Origin of the sequence: Pseudomonas lopnurensis (assembly GCF_015070855.1) — a bacterium.
Taxonomy (GTDB): domain Bacteria; phylum Pseudomonadota; class Gammaproteobacteria; order Pseudomonadales; family Pseudomonadaceae; genus Stutzerimonas; species Stutzerimonas lopnurensis.
Window position 1 is genome coordinate 1 of record NZ_JADDIX010000071.1, and the last position, 21,666, is coordinate 21,666.

19 protein-coding genes and 1 pseudogene are annotated in these 21,666 nt (G+C 64.0%); 9 read left to right on the top strand and 11 right to left on the bottom strand.

All coding sequences use genetic code 11. The features are described 5' to 3' along the window. On the top strand, positions 1–455 hold a 455-nt coding region (locus IN820_RS14560), incomplete at its 5' end, for a DUF2931 family protein (protein WP_193681649.1). Between the two features lie 263 nt (positions 456–718). On the opposite strand, the gene IN820_RS14565 is transcribed toward IN820_RS14560, so the two are convergent. The 5 genes and pseudogenes from IN820_RS14565 to IN820_RS14585 form a co-directional block, all read right to left on the bottom strand. Beyond that, on the bottom strand, positions 719–3,145 hold the full coding sequence (locus IN820_RS14565) for an AAA family ATPase (RefSeq protein ID WP_193681650.1): 2,427 nt from the start codon (positions 3,143–3,145) through the stop codon (positions 719–721). 201 nt (positions 3,146–3,346) lie between these two features. After that, a pseudogene (locus tag IN820_RS14570) lies at positions 3,347–4,025 on the bottom strand (aminoacetone oxidase family FAD-binding enzyme); the annotation flags it as partial. After that, entirely contained in the window at positions 3,992–4,648 is a 657-nt protein-coding gene (gene leuD, locus IN820_RS14575; RefSeq protein ID WP_193681651.1) for a 3-isopropylmalate dehydratase small subunit, read from the bottom strand. The pseudogene IN820_RS14570 and the gene leuD, both read right to left, overlap by 34 nt. Before the next feature lie 9 nt (positions 4,649–4,657). Next, entirely contained in the window at positions 4,658–6,061 is a 1,404-nt protein-coding gene (gene leuC / locus IN820_RS14580) for a 3-isopropylmalate dehydratase large subunit (RefSeq protein ID WP_193681652.1), read from the bottom strand. Between the two features lie 58 nt (positions 6,062–6,119). Next, the gene (locus tag IN820_RS14585; RefSeq protein ID WP_193681653.1) at positions 6,120–7,397 is read right to left on the bottom strand and encodes an SLC13 family permease; all 1,278 of its coding nucleotides are present in this window, start codon (positions 7,395–7,397) and stop codon (positions 6,120–6,122) included. Between the two features lie 628 nt (positions 7,398–8,025). On the opposite strand from IN820_RS14585, the gene IN820_RS14590 reads away from it, so the two are divergent. After that, positions 8,026–9,255 carry an MFS transporter gene (locus tag IN820_RS14590; protein WP_193681654.1) on the top strand — a complete coding sequence of 410 codons (1,230 nt, stop codon included), beginning with the start codon at positions 8,026–8,028 and terminating at the stop codon, positions 9,253–9,255. Positions 9,256–9,274: 19 nt separating this feature from the next. After that, positions 9,275–9,895: a flavin reductase family protein gene (locus tag IN820_RS14595; RefSeq protein WP_193681655.1), complete on the top strand. Its 621-nt coding sequence runs from the start codon at positions 9,275–9,277 to the stop codon at positions 9,893–9,895. A 54-nt stretch (positions 9,896–9,949) separates the two neighbouring features. On the opposite strand, the gene IN820_RS14600 is transcribed toward IN820_RS14595, so the two are convergent. Both IN820_RS14600 and IN820_RS14605 read right to left on the bottom strand, forming a co-directional pair. Further along, entirely contained in the window at positions 9,950–11,185 is a 1,236-nt protein-coding gene (locus IN820_RS14600; protein WP_193681656.1) for a TIGR03862 family flavoprotein, read from the bottom strand. A 46-nt stretch (positions 11,186–11,231) separates the two neighbouring features. After that, entirely contained in the window at positions 11,232–12,152 is a 921-nt protein-coding gene (locus tag IN820_RS14605) for a histone deacetylase family protein (protein WP_193681657.1), read from the bottom strand. Between the two features lie 76 nt (positions 12,153–12,228). On the opposite strand from IN820_RS14605, the gene IN820_RS14610 reads away from it, so the two are divergent. The 3 genes from IN820_RS14610 to IN820_RS14620 all read left to right on the top strand — a co-directional run bounded on the left by IN820_RS14610 (position 12,229) and on the right by IN820_RS14620 (position 14,309). Then, positions 12,229–12,789: a GNAT family N-acetyltransferase gene (locus tag IN820_RS14610; protein ID WP_193681658.1), complete on the top strand. Its 561-nt coding sequence runs from the start codon at positions 12,229–12,231 to the stop codon at positions 12,787–12,789. Between the two features lie 63 nt (positions 12,790–12,852). Further along, complete coding sequence (tesB, locus tag IN820_RS14615; RefSeq protein ID WP_193681659.1) at positions 12,853–13,722, top strand: acyl-CoA thioesterase II; 870 nt, start codon at positions 12,853–12,855, stop codon at positions 13,720–13,722. A gap of 32 nt (positions 13,723–13,754) precedes the next feature. Then, positions 13,755–14,309 (top strand): HAD family hydrolase, encoded by a 555-nt coding sequence (locus tag IN820_RS14620; protein ID WP_207793648.1) that lies wholly within the window; start codon positions 13,755–13,757, stop codon positions 14,307–14,309. Between the two features lie 276 nt (positions 14,310–14,585). Here the strand turns inward: IN820_RS14620 and ypfJ are convergent, their stop codons facing one another. Continuing rightward, complete coding sequence (gene ypfJ / locus IN820_RS14625) at positions 14,586–15,443, bottom strand: KPN_02809 family neutral zinc metallopeptidase (RefSeq protein WP_193681661.1); 858 nt, start codon at positions 15,441–15,443, stop codon at positions 14,586–14,588. 85 nt (positions 15,444–15,528) lie between these two features. Further along, positions 15,529–15,963, bottom strand: a complete 435-nt coding sequence (locus tag IN820_RS14630; RefSeq protein ID WP_193681662.1) for a DUF411 domain-containing protein — start codon at positions 15,961–15,963, stop codon at positions 15,529–15,531. 182 nt (positions 15,964–16,145) lie between these two features. Between IN820_RS14630 and IN820_RS14635 the strand changes: the two genes are divergently transcribed. Next, on the top strand, positions 16,146–16,682 hold the full coding sequence (locus tag IN820_RS14635) for a DUF4345 family protein (protein ID WP_193681663.1): 537 nt from the start codon (positions 16,146–16,148) through the stop codon (positions 16,680–16,682). Positions 16,683–16,742: 60 nt separating this feature from the next. On the opposite strand, the gene narL is transcribed toward IN820_RS14635, so the two are convergent. After that, entirely contained in the window at positions 16,743–17,354 is a 612-nt protein-coding gene (gene narL / locus IN820_RS14640; protein ID WP_235989170.1) for a two-component system response regulator NarL, read from the bottom strand. Positions 17,355–17,404: 50 nt separating this feature from the next. Then, positions 17,405–19,258, bottom strand: a complete 1,854-nt coding sequence (locus IN820_RS14645; protein ID WP_235989168.1) for a type IV pili methyl-accepting chemotaxis transducer N-terminal domain-containing protein — start codon at positions 19,256–19,258, stop codon at positions 17,405–17,407. A 324-nt stretch (positions 19,259–19,582) separates the two neighbouring features. On the opposite strand from IN820_RS14645, the gene IN820_RS14650 reads away from it, so the two are divergent. After that, a complete protein-coding gene (locus tag IN820_RS14650) occupies positions 19,583–21,184 on the top strand; it encodes an MFS transporter (protein WP_193681665.1) in 1,602 nt (533 codons plus the stop codon). A 15-nt stretch (positions 21,185–21,199) separates the two neighbouring features. Further along, the gene (locus IN820_RS14655) at positions 21,200–21,658 is read left to right on the top strand and encodes a universal stress protein (protein ID WP_193681666.1); all 459 of its coding nucleotides are present in this window, start codon (positions 21,200–21,202) and stop codon (positions 21,656–21,658) included. Positions 21,659–21,666: the final 8 nt, after the last annotated feature.

Below are 21,666 nucleotides of genomic sequence, written 5' to 3' on the forward strand. Positions count from 1 at the left end.
GCGCGGATGGCACTCCAGAGAAGGATGGGGAGGTGGCGCGGGGGTGGACAGGGACAACAGGAATCGGCAAGGCAGTCGTTGGCGCTGATTTGCCCAAACGTGTCTTCGTGCGTTGGCAATCCATCGTGGAGCCGCAGACCTACAGGGCCTGGGTAGACATACCGGACGATGCCCGGCAGATCATGCGCTCATCGACCGTACGGCGCTGTCCGGAAACCCCAGACGACGCCGCTTCCTATATGGCGCTTATGCACTTGGGGCTGGCGCCGGGTGGGGTCGTGCAAGTTTGGGTGCGGGATAGTTGCAACAACGCCATCAAAGTCGCCCGTATCCAAGCCGAGGTGGAGCCGCTTGGACCTGACCAAGGCAATAACGAAGGCCGCTACGCTTACAAGGTTAGCGAAAAATCCAGACGTTATATCGAGCGCTTCGGTATCCCCTATGGAAGCTGGTAAGCAGGTGCAGTAGCGCTTATGGGAATGCGCGATTAGGCGTGGCCATTCAAAATTCGGGTGCGAAGGCAGCACGCTTAATGACTGATCTCGACCCATGGCTGCTGGTGGCATCGTCCGCTTCCGGCCAATAGCGGACTCTCGACAACGACCCAGGGCTGCCCTTGGCAGAGGCCAGTTCTGGGTGAATAGCGGGCTATAGAGATCGTCCGGCTACCGCCCCATAGTCGATCGATTGGTTGGCAGCTTTCCTGAAAAACTGTATCTCAAGCCGCCCGTTCAGGTTCGCCGATGCTTTTCAACAAAGCATTATATTGGATGGGGTCAGAAGCATATATTTTGTCCAATACGTAGTTTGCTACCCTAGCGATCTCGGGGATTTCTATCGGCTTAAAGCTTCTATCTGGTACGGCTTCTAAGTGAGAAAATTCATTGTTGAGCCGATTGACAAGGGCGATGGCTGTGTCCTCTTCTTCCCCGAAGAACTTCTTGATTCGTTCAAAGCTGTCGTTTCTGTCATCATGGTAGGGATATTTGAAGAAGAGAAAGGCCTCAAGGAATTTTCGCAAGTTGTTGCCGAAGCCAAAGAAAGGCTCGTGACTGATTTGTGCAGCCGCCTGGTCTTTGCACTTGTAGATTTGGTGGAACAGATAGTGGAATTCGGTAATGTAGTCCTTGAGATAAGACGGCATGAGCAGGATGTTACTTGCTGCCCCGTTGCGTTCAATCATGAAATGCTCGTGGTCAGAGCTGCTTTTCGTCTTGCCGTCCCCAGTAGCTATTTTCTTCGTTGGAATAGATAGGCGCTTGAGATATTTCAGAAAATCTAAGTTGTGTGTTGAAATAAAAAGCTGTTTGTATCGATAGGTGTTTGAGCCATCGGCTTTTTTTACTGGCTTGGCAATCAAGCTCTCAATCAAGCTGAACATGAAGAATATATGATTGCTGTCCAAGCTCGAAATTGGGTCGTCGATATATATGATTAATTCTTTGCCCTTGCTGTCAGGGTCTTCTAACTTGGCGATGAAATAGCAGAAGGCAATCAAGCTGCACTCGCCTTCGCTTAGGTTGTACGCTGCCTTACCGTCTCGTGTGATCTCAAATTTGACGGTTGCCTTGTCAGGACTGTCACGAGGTTCAAGCTTAAGGCCGTCATGGCCGAAGAAGTTGTTGAGCAGTGAGTTGACACGTCCAGCCCCTTTGCGCTCATCCCTCTGCTCGTTTCGCAAAGTTTGGACTTCGACCTCGGCGTCACGAATTTCTTTTTCCGCACTCGTATAGGCTGTGTCTGCAGTATCGGCGCTAGTCTTGAGGGTTGCTATGTTGGCAAGTTCTGTGTCGTAGGTAATCGCATCCGCAAACGCAGACACGTCAGCCAATCGAAGCGCATCTCTGGCGGAAGCCTTGTCCTCTTCCAGCGTTTTTGTTTTGTTGTTGTTAGTGGCAATCAAGTCATTGATAGCGTTCACATGCTGCTGAATCTCTTTGGGGTTGTGCAATGAGGGCGGCAGTACCACGGGTTGGAAAAGATTATTTTTTCGTGTTTCCAGTAATTTTTTTAGCCCCTCCAAGTCTTTCTTGTAAATGCCCAATTCATCTGCAAGCGCCTGGCTGCTTGTATCGAAGGCAGAGCGCTCCTCCGTGTAGAACTGATCGCTTCTCAACGTGATTAAGCCAGCCACAGTCGCGATCTCGCTTTTCACTGCAGTGATGGTATTGTCCAAGTCTGTTTCTAGGTCGCCAGACTCCTTGCTGAAATGCTCATCGAGGATCTGCCAAATGTCATGGGGCAAGCTCTGTCGGCAGAAGGCACATACGTCCCGTTTATCACGATGATGAGGGATACCTTGCTTAACCCATAGTTGCAAAAGGCTGTCGTTGAGCAGCTCCTGGATAGGCTTGGTCGGCGTAATAGATTTGGATAGAAGTGGCTCAGCTTGGCTCTTCAGTGAGTCATATCTGAGCGCAATGGCAAGCGTGGCTGTAATGTCAGGCAAAGCCTCTTGCTTGAGGAGCGCAAGTTTTGCAGCCTGCTCCAGAACTGTCAGTGGAGCAAATCCAGCCTTCTTGGTAGTTGCAATGTCGCGTTTGATGTTATCGATGTTGTAGACGGGAACGCCGTACTGGGGATTCTTCTTGATCTTGTCAGCGGCGTGTGAGCGGAGCTTGCCATCCAGCGCACTAAGAGCAGCACTGTGGCCGGCCTTGGTGCGATCGCGCTCTTTTTTTCTTCCCTCCAGATCAAAGCGGAGGCCGGCTTTGGCCTCAACGCTGCCCAGCTTGGCTTCGATGGCAGCAATGGCGTCGTCAATCTCTTTGTTTTTCTCACCGACGATGGCGAAGGTCTTGATCTCCCCGCCGACATCCTGGTTGACCAGGAAGCTCAAGTTCTCGGCCACAAAGTCGCGGTTATACACTCTCACGTCATAATCGTGAGTCAGTAGTCCCGAGCAGGTGACAGCGCCCTTGTCGCCAGTAACGGTGAAGGACGAACCTGTGTAGTTCGACGGAAGCGTGCCTGTTTCCAGTGCACGGAAAATACGCGAGAGGGTCGTCTTGCCCGAGTAGTTACGCCCGTAGAGGATGTTCAGACGCTGGAAGGTTTTAACGTTTTTTCCGCTGTCCCGAACGGCCTTCTTCCATTCTAGGCCTGAAAAGCTGCCGAAGCTTGCGATGTCTATCTGATTGATCACTGATCCAAACCTACCTTGGAAGGATTTTGGGGTGCTTGCACCCGATGTTTTTTCTTACTCGGAGTGCTCTATAGCAGATTGTGGAGCTGGCTGCTTCTGGCCGATTTCTGTCAGTCGCCATCGGCAGCCCGGTCCTCAAGCCCACTAACAACCTCTACAGCCACAGCGATTTTTTAACTCATCGCGGAACGTTGCGCTTACCTATTTGCCGGTCACGTATGGCACAGCCATTGATTCGCTTAGCGCGCGTCCAGCCAGTGCAACATTCCCTCGGCCATGCGGTAAGCAGATACCCGCCGTGGGCGCTTTGCAATCCAGCATTTCGCCGGCGCAGAACACGCCGGAAGCTGGTTCAGCATCAGGTTGTGGTCCAGCGTCTCGAACGGCACGCCGCCGGCGCTGCTGATGGCCTCGTCCAGCGGGCGCGGGCGGAGCAGGGTGATGGGCAGGGCCCTGATCGCAGCGGCAAGGGCCTGTGGATGCTGGAAGGCATCGGCATCGGTCGGTTCGCGCAGCAGGGCGGCCTTGGCACCATCCAGGCGCAGCTGGTGGTGCGGGTGCTTGGCCATGGAGTGCGAGCCGCGCGGTTGGCCAATGCAGTAGCGATCTGTTGTTACGAGCGATCCGGTAGCAGGTCGAGCGGCACGTTGGCCGCGCCCTGCTGGGCGATGCGCTCGCTGATGGGCGCCGAGAGCGCGTAGACCAGGCTGCCTTCGATGCCGCTCGCGGTGAGGACGAACTCGCCCTTGTGCGGGGTTTCGCCGAGGCAAGGCGGTGCCCCGGCGAACTCATCCTTGAGGTCGGCGCTCCAGTTCTCGAGGACGTTACCGGTGCCGCTGGCTCGCCTCAATCGAGCCGGCGCGCACCGGCGAACATCCAGGGCTCCTGGGCCTGGCGGGCCTGTTCGAAGGTGCGGATGGCATCACCTTTGAGCAGGGTCAGGCCGATCTCGTCGAGTCCTTCGAGCAGGCACTCCTTGCGGAAGGCGTCGATCTCGAAGCGATTCACCTGGCCGTTCGGCTCGACCACCGTCTGTTGCTCCAGGTCGATACGCAGCCGGTAGCCCGGCATGGCGTCCACCTCGCCGAACAGTCGGTCGATCGTCGCCTCGTCGAGCACGATCGGCAACAGGCCGTTCTTGAAGCAGTTGCCATAGAAAATCTCGGCGAAGCTTGGCGCGATGATGGCGCGGATGCCCCAGTCGGACAGTGCCCAGGGCGCATGCTCACGGCTCGAGCCGCAGCCGAAGTTGGCCCGTGTCAGCAGGATGTTCGCCTCGGCGTAACGGGGTTGGTTGAGCGGAAACGCCAGGTTGAGCGGTCGCTGCGAGCAATCCTTGTAGGGCTCGCCGCGGTCGAGGTAGCGCCACTCGTCGAACAGGTGCGGGCCGAAGCCGGTGCGCTCGATGATCATCAGAAACTGCTTGGGGAGGATCGCGTCGGTGTCGATGTTGGAGCGGTCCAGTGGAACCACGGTGCTTTCGAGTTGGGTGAAGGCTTGCATGTTCGTCCCTCAAAGATCGCTGATATCGGTGAAATGGCCGGCGATGGCCGCCGCCGCCGCCATCGCCGGGCTGACCAGGTGAGAGCGCCCGCCGGGGCCCTGGCGTCCTTCAAAGTTGCGGTTGGAGGTCGAGGCGCAGCGCTCGCCCTTGCCGAGGCGGTCCTCGTTCATGCCCAGGCACATCGAGCATCCCGCGTCGCGCCATTCGAAGCCGGCTTCGGTGAAGATTCGATCCAGGCCCTCCGCTTCTGCTTGCCGCTTGACCAGGCCCGAGCCCGGAACCACCAGCGCCTGGACGATGTTGTCGGCGACCCGCCTGCCCTTGACCACACTGGCGGCCAGGCGCAGGTCTTCCAGGCGCGAGTTGGTGCAGGAGCCGATGAAAATCTTGTCCAGGCTGATCTCGCGAATCGGTGTTCCAGCCTGCAGGCCCATGTATTCCAGGGCCTGCTGCATGCCGCGCCGCTTGACCGGATCGCTCTCCGCATCAGGGCTCGGCACCCGGCCGTCGACGTCGGTAACCATCTCCGGCGAGGTGCCCCAGGTGACATGCGGGCGAATGCTGGCCGCGTCCAGGTGCAGTTCGCGGTCGAAGCGCGCGCCCGGGTCGCTGTGCAGGGTCCGCCAGTACGCCTCGGCGGCATCCCACTGCTCGCCTGCGGGCGCCAGCGGGCGGCCCTTGAGGTAGCGAGAAGTGGTGTCGTCGAAGGCGACCATGGCGCAGCGGGCGCCGGCTTCGATGGCCAGGTTGCAGAGGGTCATGCGCGCTTCCATGCTCATCGCCGCGACCGTTTCACCGGTGAACTCGATGGCGTAGCCGGTCGCGCCGGCCGTACCGATCTTGCCGATCAGGGCCAGCGCCAGGTCCTTGGAGGCGACGTGGGGTGCCAGCACGCCGTCGATGGTGATGCGCAGCGTCTTGAGCTTTTTCAGCAGCAGGCACTGCGTGGCCAGGATGTGCTCGATTTCCGAGGTGCCGATGCCGAACGCCAGGGCCGCGAAAGCCCCATGGGTGGTGGTGTGGGAATCGCCGCAGGCGATGGTCATGCCCGGCAGGGTGATGCCCTGTTCCGGGCCGATCACGTGCAGGATGCCCTGGCGCTCGTCCTTCATGTCGAAGAATTGCAGGCCGAATTCGGCGCAGTTGCGTTCCAGCGCCTCGACCTGGCGGCGCGCCACCGCATCGGTGATGCCGGCCTCGCGCGCCTTGGTCGGCACGTTGTGGTCGGAGGTGGCGAGCACCGATCCGCGGCGCCAGGGCTGCAGCCCGTTCAGGCGCAGGCCGTCGAAAGCCTGGGGGCTGGTCACCTCGTTGATCAGGTGGAGGTCGACGTACAGCAGCGTCTGGCCGTCGTTGGTGTCGAGCACGGCATGGCGTGCCCAGAGTTTTTCGAAAAGCGTTTGTGCAGTCATCTTCTATCCCTTCCGTTTGGGGCGGCGCCGTCTCGAGTCCGGTCTGCCAGCCCGGTGGTCAGCCAAGCAGGCCGAGGAAAACGAAAACCAGAACACCGCTGACGCCACACAGCGGCACCAGCAACAGGCGGTAGAACAGCTTGCCGCGCTCGGCTTCCTCCTGAACGCCGGCCAGTGCCAGCGCGCCGCCCGAGGAGAAGGGCGAGAAGCCGGTCAGCGACGAGCACAGCACGATCGCCGACAGCAGCACGGTGTGGCTAAGGCCCGCGTTGCTGGCGAGGTTCGGGACGATGGGGAACAGCGTCGGCATCACCACACCCAGGGTGCTGGAGAAGAAGCTCATCACGCTCGAGGCCACGCCGGTGGCATAGGGCACCATCGCCGGGCTGACGTTCGCTGCCAGCCACTGCGACAACGCCGCGATGGTGCCGGCCTTGACCGCCACGCTGATGAGCATGCCCATGCCGCACAGCAGGATGATGATCGCCCATGGGACCTTGGCCAGTGCGGCCTTCTCGTCACCCACCCGCAGGATCAGCGCCAGCACCACGCCGATGATCGAGATGAACGTGGGGTCGACATGCGCGGCGATGACGGCGAACGCCGAGCCGGCCGGCAGGAACGCGGCGATGGTCGAAGGCACGATGATCAGCCCGATGATGAAGGTCACCAGCCAGAGGGTGCGGCGCTGCTGGGCATCGAAGGGCTCCGGGCGTTCGGTTTCCAGGCTCTTGGTCTGATAGCCCTTGAGTAGAACGTAGGCCACCAGGAACACCAGCGTCTGGAAGATGAAGGAGTCCACCAGCAGCGTGTGGGTGTAGTCCGCGGCGGTCACGGCGTCGTAGCCCGCGTTTTCGAGGATGCCCTGGGTCACGCGCCCACCCAGGCTGATGCTGGTGAAGGTGGTCGCCATGCCGCCGGAGACGATGATGATCGCACCCAGCAACCGGCTCATGCCGGTACGGCTGGCGACCGACATCACCAAGGGGGAGAGGAAGACGAATACGGCGTAATGCCCCGGGCCGATCCCCGCGACCAGCAGAACCAGGCCATACAGCGCGAAGGGAATCATGCTCGGCATGCCGCGAGCCATGAAGACGGCATTCCTCGCGATCTTCTCCATGGTTCCGTTGGCGATGACGAAGCCGAAGAAGAAGGTGACCGCGAAGATGATGAAAAACAGATTGAGAGGCCAGTAGGTCACCAGCTCCTTCACGCTGATCCCCATCATGGTGGTGGCGATGAGATAGGCAGCGCTTATAGCGAGCAGGCCGATGTTGATGTTCAGCCAATAGCCGACACCAATACAAACCAGTATTGCCAGAATGATGGTCATGGTTAACACGGTGAAATCCTTTTGTAGTTGTTTTTGTAAGCCGCTCAGATGACGGCCGGAACCTGTCCGTCCGAGCGCATAATCTGTTCACATTGCGCCGGGTTCAGTAGGGTCTCGGCGCTGGGGTTGGAGGAATCCGAGAGGCTGAAATCAGGCTCTGCGTAATGCCTGTTCGTAATGGCGTTACGTGGATAAGCAGGATCGAGGTGCACGGCACCTGAAGGCCGGAAGTCGAGACTGTCCGGGCACTACGCCGAGGAGGAATCGTTTTGCTGTGTCCGCTCCTTTCGAAATCTGTTCGCCCCGAGTGTGTCCAAGCCAAGCCCTGCGAACAATTGATGTATCGCCAAGGTAGCTTTCGCGTTTCGCGAAGGCTCGCGGCTGACTTTGCGGTGGGTGCCTGGCGCCTTTGCTCTGGGTGGAGCGAACGAGTCAGGCCGTGAGCGCGGCCGTGGCCTTGCTTCGCATTCTGCGAAGGGTTGCTTGCCGAACAACGTATTGTGGGTGGGGCAATGGGCCGCTAGCCTGACCCGTTCTCGAAACAGGATTCGTCCATGCCAGTCGATACGCCTGCAATCGTGGCTCGCGCCGGAGCGAGTCCCCTGCGGTTTGCGGTTCGGAGTGGCCAATGCTGATCGTTGTGCTGAGCACCACGCTGGTATTGGCCTTCTCCGCCCTGGTCGCCCTGTATCCCTCGGCCATTGCCCCCGAGGTTTCCGCCGCGCTGGGTATTCCGTCCTCGGCCATCGGTTTGCAGGTCAGCCTGGTATTCGGCGGCGCCATGCTGACGTCGCTGGTGGGCGGCCCGCTTACCCGGCGCCTCGGGCCCTGTCGGGCCAGCCAGACCGCGCTGCTGCTGTTGGGTGGGGGCGCGGCGTTGATGAGCGTGCCCAATCTGCTGGTGGCGGTGTTCGCGGCACTGGTCGTCGGCCTGGGGTACGGCATGACCAACCCATCGGCATCGGTGCTGCTGGTGCGCTTCACGCCGCTGGAGCGTCAGGGGTTCATTTTCTCCGTCAAACAGACGGGCGTTCCGCTCGGGGGAATGCTCGCCGGTGCGCTGGCGCCATCCCTTGCGCTCGGGATCGGCTGGCGGCAGGGGCTCTGGCTACTCGCCGGCCTGGCGCTGCTTGGAATCCTCGGGCTGCAATTCAAGCGCCGCAGCTGGGATGACCGCCGCGAACCCGGCTTGAATTGGCGACGCTCACCCTTCGAGGGCATCAGGGTGGTCTGGGCCCATAAGCCGCTGCGTTACCTGGCGATCGTCACCCTGTGCTTTTCCACCGTTCAGCTGTCGCTCTCCTCGTTCACGGTGGCAATGCTGGTCGAGGACCTGGACGTCAGCCTGATCGCTGCCGGGGCGGTCATGACCATGGTGCAGGCGAGCGGGATTGCCGGCCGCCTGTGGTGGGGCTGGATCGCCGACCGCATCGGGCATCGTCTGATCGCACTGGCGATCATTGCCTGCAGCACATCGGTGGGGACGGTGCTGATCTACTTCATGAGTCCGGCCTGGCCGCTGGCCGGTGTCGTCATGACGCTTTGCCTGTTCGGCCTCGCGGCGCTGGGCTGGAACGGCGTCTATCTGGCGGAAGTGGCACGTCTTGCGCCACCCGATCGCATCGCCGAGGCGGCGGGCGGTTGCCTGGTGTTCACCTACGGCGGCGTGCTGCTGGGGCTGCCGGCGTTTGCGCTGCTGATGACGGTGGTGGAGCGTTACACCGATGTGTTCGGCCTGCTCACCTGCGCGTCGTTGCTGAGCTTGCTTTTGCTGCGCGCGGCCGCGCGCGCCGATGATTCCGCCTTCGGGAGCGAGGCCGCGAATACGCGTGGCGAGTCTCCTTCACGGCTACGTTGACAGGCTCCGGGAGCACCTCATGCACAACGATATGTACTACTACGAACCCGGCCAGGGGCATGGGCTGCCCCATGACCCGTTCAATGCGATCGTCGGCCCGCGCCCCATCGGCTGGATCTCGTCGCAGGATGGTGAAGGCCGGCTGAACCTGGCGCCGTACAGCTTCTTCAACGCGTTCAATTACACGCCGCCGATCATCGGCTTCGCCAGCGTGGGGCGAAAGGACAGCCTGAACAATATCGAGGCAACCGGCGAATTCTGCTGGAACCTGGTGACGCGATCGCTGGCCGAAGCGATGAACCAGAGTTGTGCCGCCGTTGCCGCCGACGTGGATGAGTTCGTCCTGAGCTGCCTGACGCCGGTGGCCTCGAAGATAACCAAAGTGCCGCGGGTGCTGGAAAGCCCGGTGTCCTTCGAATGCAGGGTGACCCAGATCGTTCAGCTGCAGGGCGCGGACCAGACGCTTGTTCCGACCTGGCTGGTACTCGGCGAAGTCGTCGCCGTGCACATCGCCAAGGCGCTACTCGTCGATGGCGTCTACGACACCGCGGCTGCCGAGCCGGTCTTGCGTGGCGGGGGGCCGGCCGACTATTTCCAGTTGGGCCGCGAGTCATGCTTCAAGATGTACCGTCCCACGTGACGTTATGTGCTGGCGGCTATGGAGCGCCGAACCCGCCATGGCGGGACGCTCCGGTCAGACGGCGTCGTTTAGCCAACGCAGCATCCCCTCGGCCGCGGCCTTCCCGGTGGCGAAACACGCGGTGAGCAGGTAGCCGCCAGTAGGCGCTTCCCAATCCAGCATTTCGCCGGCGCAGAACACGCCGGGCAACTGGCGCAGCATCAGATTGTCGTCGAGCGCCTCGAACGGCACGCCGCCGGCGCTGCTGATGGCCTCGTCCAGCGGGCGAGGGCGGAGCAGGGTGATGGGCAGGGCCTTGATCGCAGCGGCAAGGGCCTGTGGATGCTGGAAGGCGTCGGCATCGGTCAGTTCGCGCAGCAGGGCGGCCTTGGTGCCATCCAGGCGCAGCTGGCGGTGCAGGTGCTTGGCCATGGAGTGCGAGCCGCGCGGTTTGGCCAAGGCGGTGGCGATCTGCTGGTGCGAGCGGTCCGGCAGCAGGTCGAGCAGCACGGTGGCTGAGCCTTGTTGCCCGATGCGTTCGCGGATCGGCGCCGACAGCGCGTAGACCAGGCTGCCTTCGATGCCGCTCGCGGTGAGGACGAATTCGCCCTTGCGCGGGGCTTCGCCGGGCAGGGCGAGGGTGACGGTCTTGAGCGGGGCGCCAGCGAAGCGTTCGAGCAGATGGGCGCTCCAGCCGGCCACTTCGAAGCCGCAGTTGGCCGGCCGCAGCGGTGCGATGGCGATGCCGCGGGCCTGCAGCAGCGGCACCCAGGCGCCATCGGAGCCCAACCGCGCCCAGCTGCCGCCGCCCAGGGCGAGCAGGGTGGCGTCCGGGGCGAGCAGGTTTTCGCCCTCCGGGCCGGCGACACGCAGGCGGCCGTCTTCGCTCCAGCCCAGCCAGCGCCGGCGGGTATGGATCTGCACGCCGCTGTCGCGCAACCGCTTGAGCCAGGCGCGCAGCAGCGGCGCGGCTTTCATATCGCGGGGAAAGACCCGCCCGGAACTGCCGACGAAGGTGTCGATACCCAGGCCGTGAATCCATCCGCGCAACGCGTTCGGACCGAAGGCTTCGAGCCACGGCCGTAGCTCGCCGGCCCGTTCGCGGTAGCGCTCGACGAATGCGGGGAAAGCCTCGGCATGGGTGATGTTCATGCCGCCGACGCCGGCCAGCAGGAACTTGCGGCCCACCGAGGGCATGGCGTCGTACAGGTCGACCGCGATGCCGGCCTGGCTCAGCACCTCGGCGGCCATCAGGCCGGCGGGGCCGCCACCGATGATGGCGATGCGGGGGGAAGAGGCGGGCAGTGTCATGGCGGCAATCTGGCGAGCATCACGGGGCGGGCATTGTAGCGGCTGTTCAGCCCAGCCCGTAGCGCTGCCAGGCCGCGGCGGCACTGAAATGCAGCTGTGCATGGCGACGGGCGAGCAGGGCGCGGTCCTTGTCGTAGCCGCCGCCGATCAATCCGACCACCGGGGTGTCGCGGCCCAGGCAGTGATCGAGCACGGCGCTGTCGCGCGCGGCCAGGCCGGCGTCGCTGAGCGCGAGCAGGCCCAGGGCATCGTCGCGGTGCACGTCGACGCCGGCGTCGTAGAGCACCAGGTCCGGTTGGTAGATCGGCAGCAGGTAGTTCAGCGTGTCGTGCACCACCTGCAGATACGCCTCGTCGCCCATGCCCGGCGGCAGCGGGATGTCCCAGTCGCTATGCGCCTTGCGCGCCGGGAAGTTCTGCTCGCAGTGCAGCGAGACGGTGACCGCATCGGGCACGTTCTCCAGGATGCGCGCGGTGCCGTCGCCCTGGTGCACGTCGCAGTCGAAGATCAGCACGCGGCCGACCCGCCCGCTTTCCAGCAGATGGAGGGCGATCACCGCCAGGTCGTTGAAGATGCAGAACCCCGAGGCATGGTCGCGATGCGCGTGGTGGGTGCCACCGGCCAGGTGGCAGGCCAGGCCGTGCCGCAGCGCCTGTTCGGCGGCGAGCAACGAGCCGCCCACGGCGCGCAGCGTGCGTTGCGCCAGTCGTGGGCTCCAGGGCAGGCCGAGGCGGCGCAGTTCCTCGCGGCCCATGTCGCCGCTGCAGTAACGCTCGACATAATCGAGGTCGTGGGCCAGGGCCAGGATGTCGTGGCTGCACGGTTCGGGGCGCAATAGCGCCGCCTCCGTGGTCAAACCAGAGGCGACCAGGTGATCGCGCAGCAGGCGGAACTTTTCCATGGGAAAGCGATGGCCCGGCGGCAGAGACGGACTGTAGTCGTCGTGGTAGACCAGGGGCAGTGACATGAACGATGTGAGTTCGACTGGACGGGTAGTGCGCTGGAGTATGCCGGCTGGGTGCTGGCAGGCTCAAGCCGCGGGAATGGCCGGGCGAATCGAGTTGGAGACGCCGCGCCTGAAGTTGCGCGCCTGGCGTGACGAGGACCTCGACCCGCTGGCGCAGCTCTGCGCCGATCCGGAAGTGATGCGCTATTACCCGGCGCCGTTGTCGCGCGACGAGAGCGCGGCGCTGCTGGTGCGCTGCCGGTTGCACTTCATCCGCCACGGCTTCGGCCTGTGGGCACTGGAGCGCAAGGACAGTGAAGACCTCATCGGCTTCTGCGGGCTCGCCTGGAGCACGTTGCCGCTACCGTTCGCGCCGGCTGTGGAGCTCGGCTGGCGCCTGGCCTGCGCCCACTGGGGGCAGGGGCTCGCCCATGAGGCAGCGCAAGCGGTGCTGGCCTGTGCCTTCGAACGTCTCGACCTGCCGGAGGTGGTCGCCTGTATCGCGCAGCTCAACGAGCCGTCCCGCCAGTTGCTGGAAGCGCTCGGCATGCAGGCCGATGCGCAAGGCCGCTTCGAGCATCCCGGCCTGCCGCCGGGGCACCCCTTGCGGCGCCATCTGCTCTATCGGCAGCGCCGTGCCGATCGGCGCGGTGGCTGACCCGCGTGGGCGAAGCCCGTAACATGGCATGCCTGCTCCATACCCTCTTTCAAGGAAGCTGCAATGACCCAGATACTCGACGCCCTGGTCAACCTGCTGACGCTGGAACGCATCGAGGAAAACCTGTTCCGTGGCGCCAGCCAGGACCTCGGCTTTCCCCAGCTGTTCGGCGGGCAGGTGCTCGGCCAGGCGATTTCCGCGGCCAGCCAGACGGTCGTCCCGGAGCGCCACGTGCATTCGCTGCACGGCTACTTCCTGCGCCCGGGCGATTCGCACCAGCCGGTAGTGTATGACGTCGACCGCGTGCGCGATGGCGGCAGCTTCACCACGCGCCGGGTCAGTGCGATCCAGAAGGGCCAGATCATTTTCACCGGCATCGCCTCGTTCCAGGCCCAGGAAAGCGGCTACGAGCACCAGTTGCCGATGCCCGAGGTGGTCGGCCCGGACGATCTGCCCAGCGAATGGGATCTGCTGCACAAGCTGTCGCCGCTGGTGCCGGAGCGGGTGATGGAGAAGCTGCGCCGACCCAAGCCCATCGAGATCCGCCCGGTGACCCTGCAGGACCCGGCCAGCCCGCAGCCGCTCGAACCGATACGCCACCTCTGGTTCCGCGCCGACGGCACGCTGCCCGACAGCCCGGCGCTGCACAAATACCTGCTCGCCTACGCCTCGGACTTCAGCTTCATCGGCACCGCGCTGCAGCCCCATGGCGTCAGTTCCTGGAGCAAGTTCATCCAGCTGGCCAGCCTGGACCATGCGATCTGGTTCCATCGCGAGGCCCCGGTCGACGACTGGCTGCTCTATTCCATCGACAGCCCCTGGGCCGGCAATGCCCGCGGTTTCGCCCGTGGCAGCATCTTCGATCGCCAGGGTCGGCTGGTGGCCTCGGTGGCGCAGGAGGGGCTGATCCGCGTGCGCGAGGACTGGATGTGAACCTCGCCGGCATTCGCCACTGGGTATTCGACATGGACGGCACGCTGACCATCGCCGTGCACGATTTCGCCGCGATCCGCCGCGCGCTGGACATTCCCGAGGACGACGACATCCTGCACCACCTGGCCGCGCTGCCGGCCGACGAGGCGGCGGCCAAGCGTGCCTGGCTGCTGGAGCACGAACGCGAGCTGGCCTATGGCGCACGGCCGGCGACCGGGGCGCGCGAGCTGCTGCATGCGCTGCGCGAACGCGACTGCCGGCTCGGCGTGCTCACCCGCAACGCCCACGAACTGGCGCTGGTGACGCTGCAGGCGGTGGGCATGGGCGACTGCTTCCTGCCCGAGGACATCCTCGGTCGCGACGAGGCGCCGCCCAAACCGCATCCGGGCGGCTTGTTGCAACTGGCCGAGCGCTGGGGCGTCGAGCCGGGGGCCATGGTGATGGTCGGCGACTACCGCTTCGACCTGGAATGCGCCCGCGCCGCCGGGGCGCGCGGCGTGCTGGTCAACGTGCCGGAAAACCCCTGGCCGGAGTTGAGCGACCTGTATGCGCGTGATTGTCATGCGTTGCGCGGAGTGCTGGGCTGAACCGCAAGAGCAGGGCGGATAGCGGGTCGAGCACACACCGGTTCAAGTTCGCGCAGAGGTCAGGGCGGGCTTTGGCCGCCCCGGACTTCCGGATGCTTTCTGGTGGGCTGAAGCCCACCCTACGCAACTGACGCCCACCCTACGCAACGTCAGGCGTCGTGTTGGAGAAGGGCAGCGGCGCTGGATGTCGTAGGGTGGGCTTCAGCCCACCGGTCATTGCAACGCCCTCGCGTGCCCGGCAGCCGCCGTCCTGCTGCGGTACACACACGGAAGCGGCTACAGCCGCGCGGCCTTGAAGGTGTCGCAGCGCGCCGGATCGCCATGTTCGAAGCCGTCGCGGAACCAGCGCATGCGTTGCGCCGAGGTGCCGTGGGTGAAGGCGTCGGGGACCACGCGGCCCTGGCTTTGCTGTTGCAGGCGGTCGTCGCCGATGGCGTTGGCGGCGTTCAGCGCTTCCTCCAGGTCACCTTCCTCCAGCCAGTCATGGCGCTGCTGCGCGTGGTAGGCCCAGACACCGGCGAAGCAGTCGGCCTGCAATTCCTGGCGTACCAGCAGGCCGTTGTCGCCCTCCATCCGCGCGCCGCGCTGACGGGCCGCCTGCATCTGCCGCGACACGCCGAGCAGGGTCTGCACGTGGTGGCCGATTTCGTGGGCGATCACGTAGGCCTGGGCGAAATCGCCCGCGGCGGAGAAGCGCCGGGCCATGTCGTCGAAGAACTGCAGATCGAGATAGACCTGCTGGTCGCCGGGGCAATAGAAGGGGCCGACCGCCGAACTGGCGAAGCCGCAGGCCGAGTTCACGCCGCCGCGAAACAGCACCAGGGTCGGGTCGCGGTACTGCGCGCCGCCCTGCAGGAACAGGGCGCGCCAGGTGTCCTCGGTGTCGCCGAGCACGGCGCGGACGAATTCCACCTGCGGGTCGTCGCCGCTGGGCCGCTGGCCCTGCTGGGAGACGCTGGTATCGGTCTGGCTGGCCAGCTGGCCGAGGATCTGCAGCGGGTCCTGGCCGGAGAGCAGGCCGAGCACCACGACGATGGCGATGCCGCCCAGCCCCAGCCCACCACCGAGGCGCAGGCCGCTGCGGCCCCTGGCGTCCACCACGTTGTCGCTGCGACGAGCCTTTTTCCAGCGCATGGGCCATTCCTTCTGTCGAGGTTCTACCGAGGGTAGGACCGCTCAATCGCAGAATAGCTGCAAGGCCTGCCGGCGCAGGGCTCGATCAGTTGCCGGGATACTCGGCCAGCACCGATTCCTCGCCCTGCTTGCCGACGCCGATGACCTGGTAGGCGTCCTTGCGCTCGCCCATTTCCATGCCCGGCGAGCCGACCGGCATGCCCGGCACCGCGGCGCCGATCAGGGCGGGCTGGGCGCGCAGCTTGAGGATGTCGGCGGCCGGGACGTGGCCTTCGACGAACTTGCCGTCGATCACACCGGTGTGGCAGGAGCCCAGGCGATGCGGCACGCCGTGTTCCATCTTCACCGCAGTCATGTCGTTGACCACATGGTCGGTGACGGCGAAGCCGTTTTCCTCCAGATGGTCGATCCAGGCGCTGCAGCAGCCGCAATTGGGGTCGCGATAGACGTCGATGGCGATCGGCTCGGCGGCCTGGGCGAGACCGGCGAGCAGGAGGGGCAGAAGCAGAAAACGGCGCATGGTGGTACTCCGACAAGCGAGGTGGGCAAGAATACCTCTCGGCCGTCCGCCAGCCCAAGGTTCAACTGTGAGCGATTGTCACAGTCCGCAGGCTTCCCGACGGCCGGCCAAGCGAACCAACGAGCGTCGATGCAGTCCGAATGCCCAGCCGGGTACCGAGTCATACATCAGGAGTGTTTTCGATGCGTTTTGCCCGTTGCGTATTGCTTGTGCAGGCGCTGGTGATGGCCAGCCTCAGCCTGGCCTACTGGCTGCGCCCCTACGAGATGGCCAATCTGAACGGCATGCTGCTGATGGAGAGCGCCTCGGTCAGCCACATGCGCGTCTACTACGGGGGCTTGCAGTTGGGGCTGGCGCTGTTCCTGCTCTGGGCGGCGCGTGCACCCGAACGGGCGCGACCGGCGCTGATGATGCTGATGATCACCCTGCTGGCGCTGGTGCTGGGCCGGCTGCTTTCGCTGTGGCTCGATGGCGGCGAGCTGATCGGTTTCGATCTGGCCTCGCTGGTCTACCGGGTACTGGCCGCCGCGCTGGCCGCCGCTGCCTGGCTGGCGATTCGCGAACGCCTCGAGCCCGAGCCGGAACGCCTCGAACCGCCTACCCGACAGCTGGTCAGCGAACCGCCGAAACCGTTCCAGCTCGGCGATGCCCCTGAGCCGCCGGAGCCCGCCGACGAGTACAGGACGCAGCCGTTTCGTCGTGGCGGCCCCGCTCCTTAGCGCGGCGGAGTCGCGCGATACGGCGCTGGGGCAGATTCACCAGCCTGCCGTGGAGAGGCATCAGGCGCGCATCTGCTGGTTTTCCAGCGTCCAGACCGCGGCTTCGACTCGTGAGCGCAGCCCCAGTTTGTGCAGCAGGTTCTTGACGTGGACCTTGACGGTGCCCTCGGTGATGCCCAGCTTGCGGGCGATCATCTTGTTGCTCTGGCCCTTGGCGATCAGCCGCAGCACTTCCTTCTCGCGCTTGGTCAGACTGGAGAATTGCACCTGGCCGGATGGCTTGGGGCGGACCCGGATGGCCTCGGCCAGCACCTGGGTCAGTTCCGGGCTGAGCACCATCTTGCCGGTGGCCGCCGCGCGGATCTGCTCGACCAGTTGCTCGGCGTCCATGTCCTTGAGCAGGTAGCCGTCGGCACCGTTGCGCAGGGCTTCGAGCACGTGGCTCTGCTCGTCGGAGACGGTGAACATGATGATATGCGCGTCGACCTCGGCGTCGCGCATGCGCCGGGCGGTCTCCAGGCCGTCCATGCCGGGCATGTTCAGGTCCAGCAGGATCAGGTCGGGTTCCAGCTGCGTGGCCAGCCTGATGGCGTCCTCGCCATTGCCCGCCTCGCCGACCGTTTCCAGGTCGTCTTCCAGATCCAGCAGGTCACGCAGGCCGCGACGCATCATCGGGTGATCGTCCACGAGCAGGATGCGAGTGGTGGTCGTCGTACCTTCGTTCATCGCGTGACGGGCTCCTGTTGCAGGGGAATATGGCGATAGGCGGGCGGGAAGTGCAGGTGTATCCGCGTGCCACCCTCGGGGCGAGGGCCGATCGTGATAGTGCCGTTCAGGCTGCTGGCGCGTTCGCGCAGGATGATCAGCCCGTAATGGCCGACGCGGCTGTCTTCGAGGGTGATGCCGATACCGTCGTCCTCGATCCTGACGTCAATGGCGCCGCGCGGGTCCTGTATCAGCGTCAGCCAGCAGCGGCTGGCCTCGGCATGCTTGACCACGTTGCTCAGCGCCTCGCGGACGATCTGCAGGCAATGCACCTCTTCGTTGGGCGTCAGCGGGCAATGGTCGAGCTGGAAGTCGAGCGCGATCTGCAGCCCGGAATTGGCGCTGAACTCGCCGATGGTGGCCTGCACGGCCGGCTTGAGTCCCGGTTCGTTGACCTTGATGCGGAAAGTCGTCAGCAGCTCGCGCAGCTGGCGATAGGCCGAGTTCAGGCCGCGGTCGATCTGCTCGACGCTGTCATCCAGCTGCGCCTTGCTGCTTTCCTTGTTCATCAGGCGCTTGAGTCGCGCCAGTTGCAGCTTCTGCGCCGACAACGCCTGGGCCAGGGAATCGTGCAGTTCGCGGGCGATCACCGCGCGTTCTTCCATCAGCGCCAGGCGCGCCTGTTTCTGGCCCAGCTGCGCCAGGCTGAGGGAGGCGGCGAAGAGGTCCGCCAGGGTGGTCAGCAGCAGCGTCTGCCAGGGTTCCAGTCGTTCGCCTTCGGCTTGCGCGATTCTCAGCAAGCCCAGCTCGTCCTGGCCGGAGCGCAGTTCGAAGCTGACCAGCTTCTCCCCGCTCGGCAGTATGCCGGAGCGGTTCACCGGGCACTGCGCGCAGTCGGGCAACTGGCAATATTCCGGTGGCTGGCGGTCGCGCGAGGTCATGGCCGTGTGGCTGCCCCCCTCGGAGTCGTAGTTCAGGCACAGCGAAACCTGCCCGGTGCCGAGCACCTGCTGCACCTTGGCCAGCAGCGAACCCATCATCTGCGAGGGGTCTTCGGGTTGGCTGTAGAGCATCTGCGCGCTGTTGAACAACAGCTGCAGGGAGGCATTGCTACGGGTCAGGGCGGCGGTCTTCTCGTCCACCTTCTGTTCCATCTGCGCATACAGGCTGGCCAGTTCCTGGCTCATCTGGTTGAGCGTGCGCGCCAGCAGGCTCAGCTCGGTATCGCCGGGGATTCGCACCTGGCCGCTGAAGTCGCCCTGGCCGATGTCGCGCGCCATCTTGGTCAGGCTGCGCAACGGCGTCGCCAGGTTGTTGTGCAGGCCGTAGATCAGGACGAAAGCGATCGCCACGATGATGAACAGGGTTCCGGCCTGCAGGGCACGGATGACGCCTAGCTTGCCTTCCGATGCCTCCTGCAGCGCATGCACGAAGACATCCAGTTCCCTGACGAAGATGTGCGCCTCCTGGCGGTACTCGTCCAGCCGTACCGTCGGGCCGTCCAACAACGGGCGCATACGCTGCTGCCAATGCTGCAGAACGCTGGCATGCAGCGCCGGCAGGGCGCTGTTGCGATGCCGGAGCAGGGCCGAGCGCAGCGAAGCCGACTCCAGGGTGTTTTCCAGTGTGGCGATGCGCTCCTCGAGTGACTGCGGTGAGCCTTGCTCGGCGACGAAGGCCAGTCGGTAGGTCTGCATCCGCAGGCTGCCGGCCTGGTTGATCGCCTCGGCATCGCCTTCCAGGGCGTCGGCCAGGTACAGGCTGCCGAGCAGGCTCATGAGCGAAAAGCCAATGATCACCACGAACGCCACGAGCGTGTTGAACACGATCGAGTGGCGGGTGGCGAGCTGCTCGCTTTCGGAAGGGGACATGGTGGGCTCGCGGTTGTGTCGTGGCCGTCATTCTGCGCTGCTCGGGGGCGGCTTGCCATGCTGATGGGTATACCTCCAACGTTCTTCAGCTACCAACGGAGCACCGAAAAGCGGAGCCGTATTGAGCATAACCTATTGATATACAAGTAATTTATAGCGCGTTAGGGAGTAGCTCGAAAGAGGTAGAAAAACCGGGGCAAGCAAATTGCCGCGCCTGGCGTGTTGACTTGAATCAACTGTGAATCGATCCCCGCCCCTTAGCGTGCGAGCCATTCCTGATCCCGCTGCGTATGCCAGCGGGGTCCTGCGCCAAGAGGATCGACCATGAGCAATATCGAAAAGTGGGACGTGGAGGACCAGACGTTCTGGGACACCACCGGCAAGCGGATCGCCAACCGCAATCTGTGGATCTCCATTCCGAGCCTGCTGATGGGCTTCGCCATCTGGCTGATGTGGGGCATCGTCACGGTGCAGATGCTCAACCTGGGCTTTCCCTTCGAGCCCGCCGAGCTGTTCACCCTGACCGCCATTGCCGGCCTTACCGGCGCCACCCTGCGCATCCCGGCGTCGTTCATGATCCGCATCGCCGGCGGGCGCAACACCATCTTCCTGACCACCGCGCTGCTGATGATCCCGGCCGCAGGGGCGGGCATCGCCCTGCAGAGCCAGGACACGCCGCTGTGGGTATTCCAGCTGCTGGCCTTCCTCTCCGGCATCGGTGGCGGCAACTTCGCCTGCTCGATGAGCAACATCAGCAGCTTCTTCCCGAAGAACCAGCAGGGCCTGGCCCTGGGGCTGAACGCGGGCCTCGGCAACTTCGGCGTCACCACCATGCAGATCCTCATCCCGCTGGTGATGACCGCCGGCGTGTTCGGTGCGCTGGCCGGTGCGCCGATGGAACTGATCAAGGACAGCGGCACGCTGATCGGCAAGATCTCCGCCGGCACCGATACCTGGATCCAGAACGCCGGCTGGGTCTGGCTGCTGTTCCTGGTGCCGCTGGCGTTCGCCGGCTGGTTCGGCATGAACAACCTGCTGGTGATTTCGCCCACCCCGGGTTACCCGCTGAACGCCTTCGGCAAGATTCTCGGCCTCTACGCGGTGGCCTTCATCGCCGCGGCGATCGGCCTGTACCTCTACCTGCCCGCACCGACCGGCCTCGGCGTGCTGAACATGTGGGGCGTGATGCTGCTGACCATCGGCGCGACGCTCGGCATGCTGCGCCTGCTCCCAGGCAGCATCAGCCCGAACATCAAGCGCCAGTTCGCGATCTTCCGCGACAAGCACACCTGGTCGATGAGCATCCTCTACATCCTGACCTTCGGCTCGTTCATCGGCTTCTCCATGGCGCTGCCGCTGTCGATCACGGTGATCTTCGGCTTCATGAACGAAGTGGCCGCCGACGGCACCGTCACCCGCGTCGCCAACCCCAATGCGCCGAGCGCGCTGACCTACGCCTGGATCGGCCCGTTCATCGGCGCCCTGATCCGCCCGCTGGGCGGCTGGATCTCCGACAAGGTCGGCGGTTCGATCGTCACCCAGGTGATCTCGGTGGTGATGGTCGTCGCCTCGGTCGCGGCCGGCTACGTGATGCACCAGGCCTACGGCTCGGCGCAGCCCGAAGAGTACTTCTTCCTGTTCCTGGTGCTGTTCCTGGTGCTGTTCGCCGCCAGCGGCATCGGCAACGGCTCCACCTTCCGCACCATCGGCGTGATCTACGACCGCGAGAAGGCCGGCCCGGTACTCGGCTGGACCTCGGCGGTGGCCGCCTACGGCTCCTTCGTCGCCCCGATCGTGATCGGCGAGCAGGTCAAGGCCGGTACCCCCGAGGTGGCCATGTACGGCTTCGCGGTGTTCTACGCGCTGTGCCTGATCCTCAACTGGTGGTTCTACCTGCGCCCCAACGCCTACGTGAAGAACCCCTGAGCCCGGAGAGCCGCCATGAACATCATGATTGCCTACGACAACTCGCGTAACGCCAGGAAAGCCCTGGACGCCACCCTCGACATGTTCGGCCCGCTCAAGCCGCTGGTCATGTTGATCGGGGTGGTGGAAGAAACCCGCGACACCAGCGATTCGGCCGTGGAGCTGTACGAGCGCGAGCGTCGCGAATTCCAGGCCTTCCTGCAGGAGGCGGCGGCCAAGGTCAGCGCCTTCGGCCTGGACGTCGACGTCATCCTCGCCGAGGGCGACGCCCGCAAGATGATTCTCAAGGCCGCCGAGCACAAGAAGCCCGACCTGCTGGTGATCGCGCGGCATTCCAACGAACCGGACGGCGGCTTCATCTCCCGCTCGCTGAATCTGCTGGTCGACGAACTCGACTACATGACCTTCGGCAGCGTCAGCGCCTTCCTGGCCCGCCGGGCGCCTTGCCCGGTCCTGATTCAAGCCTGCCCCTGAGTGAGGAG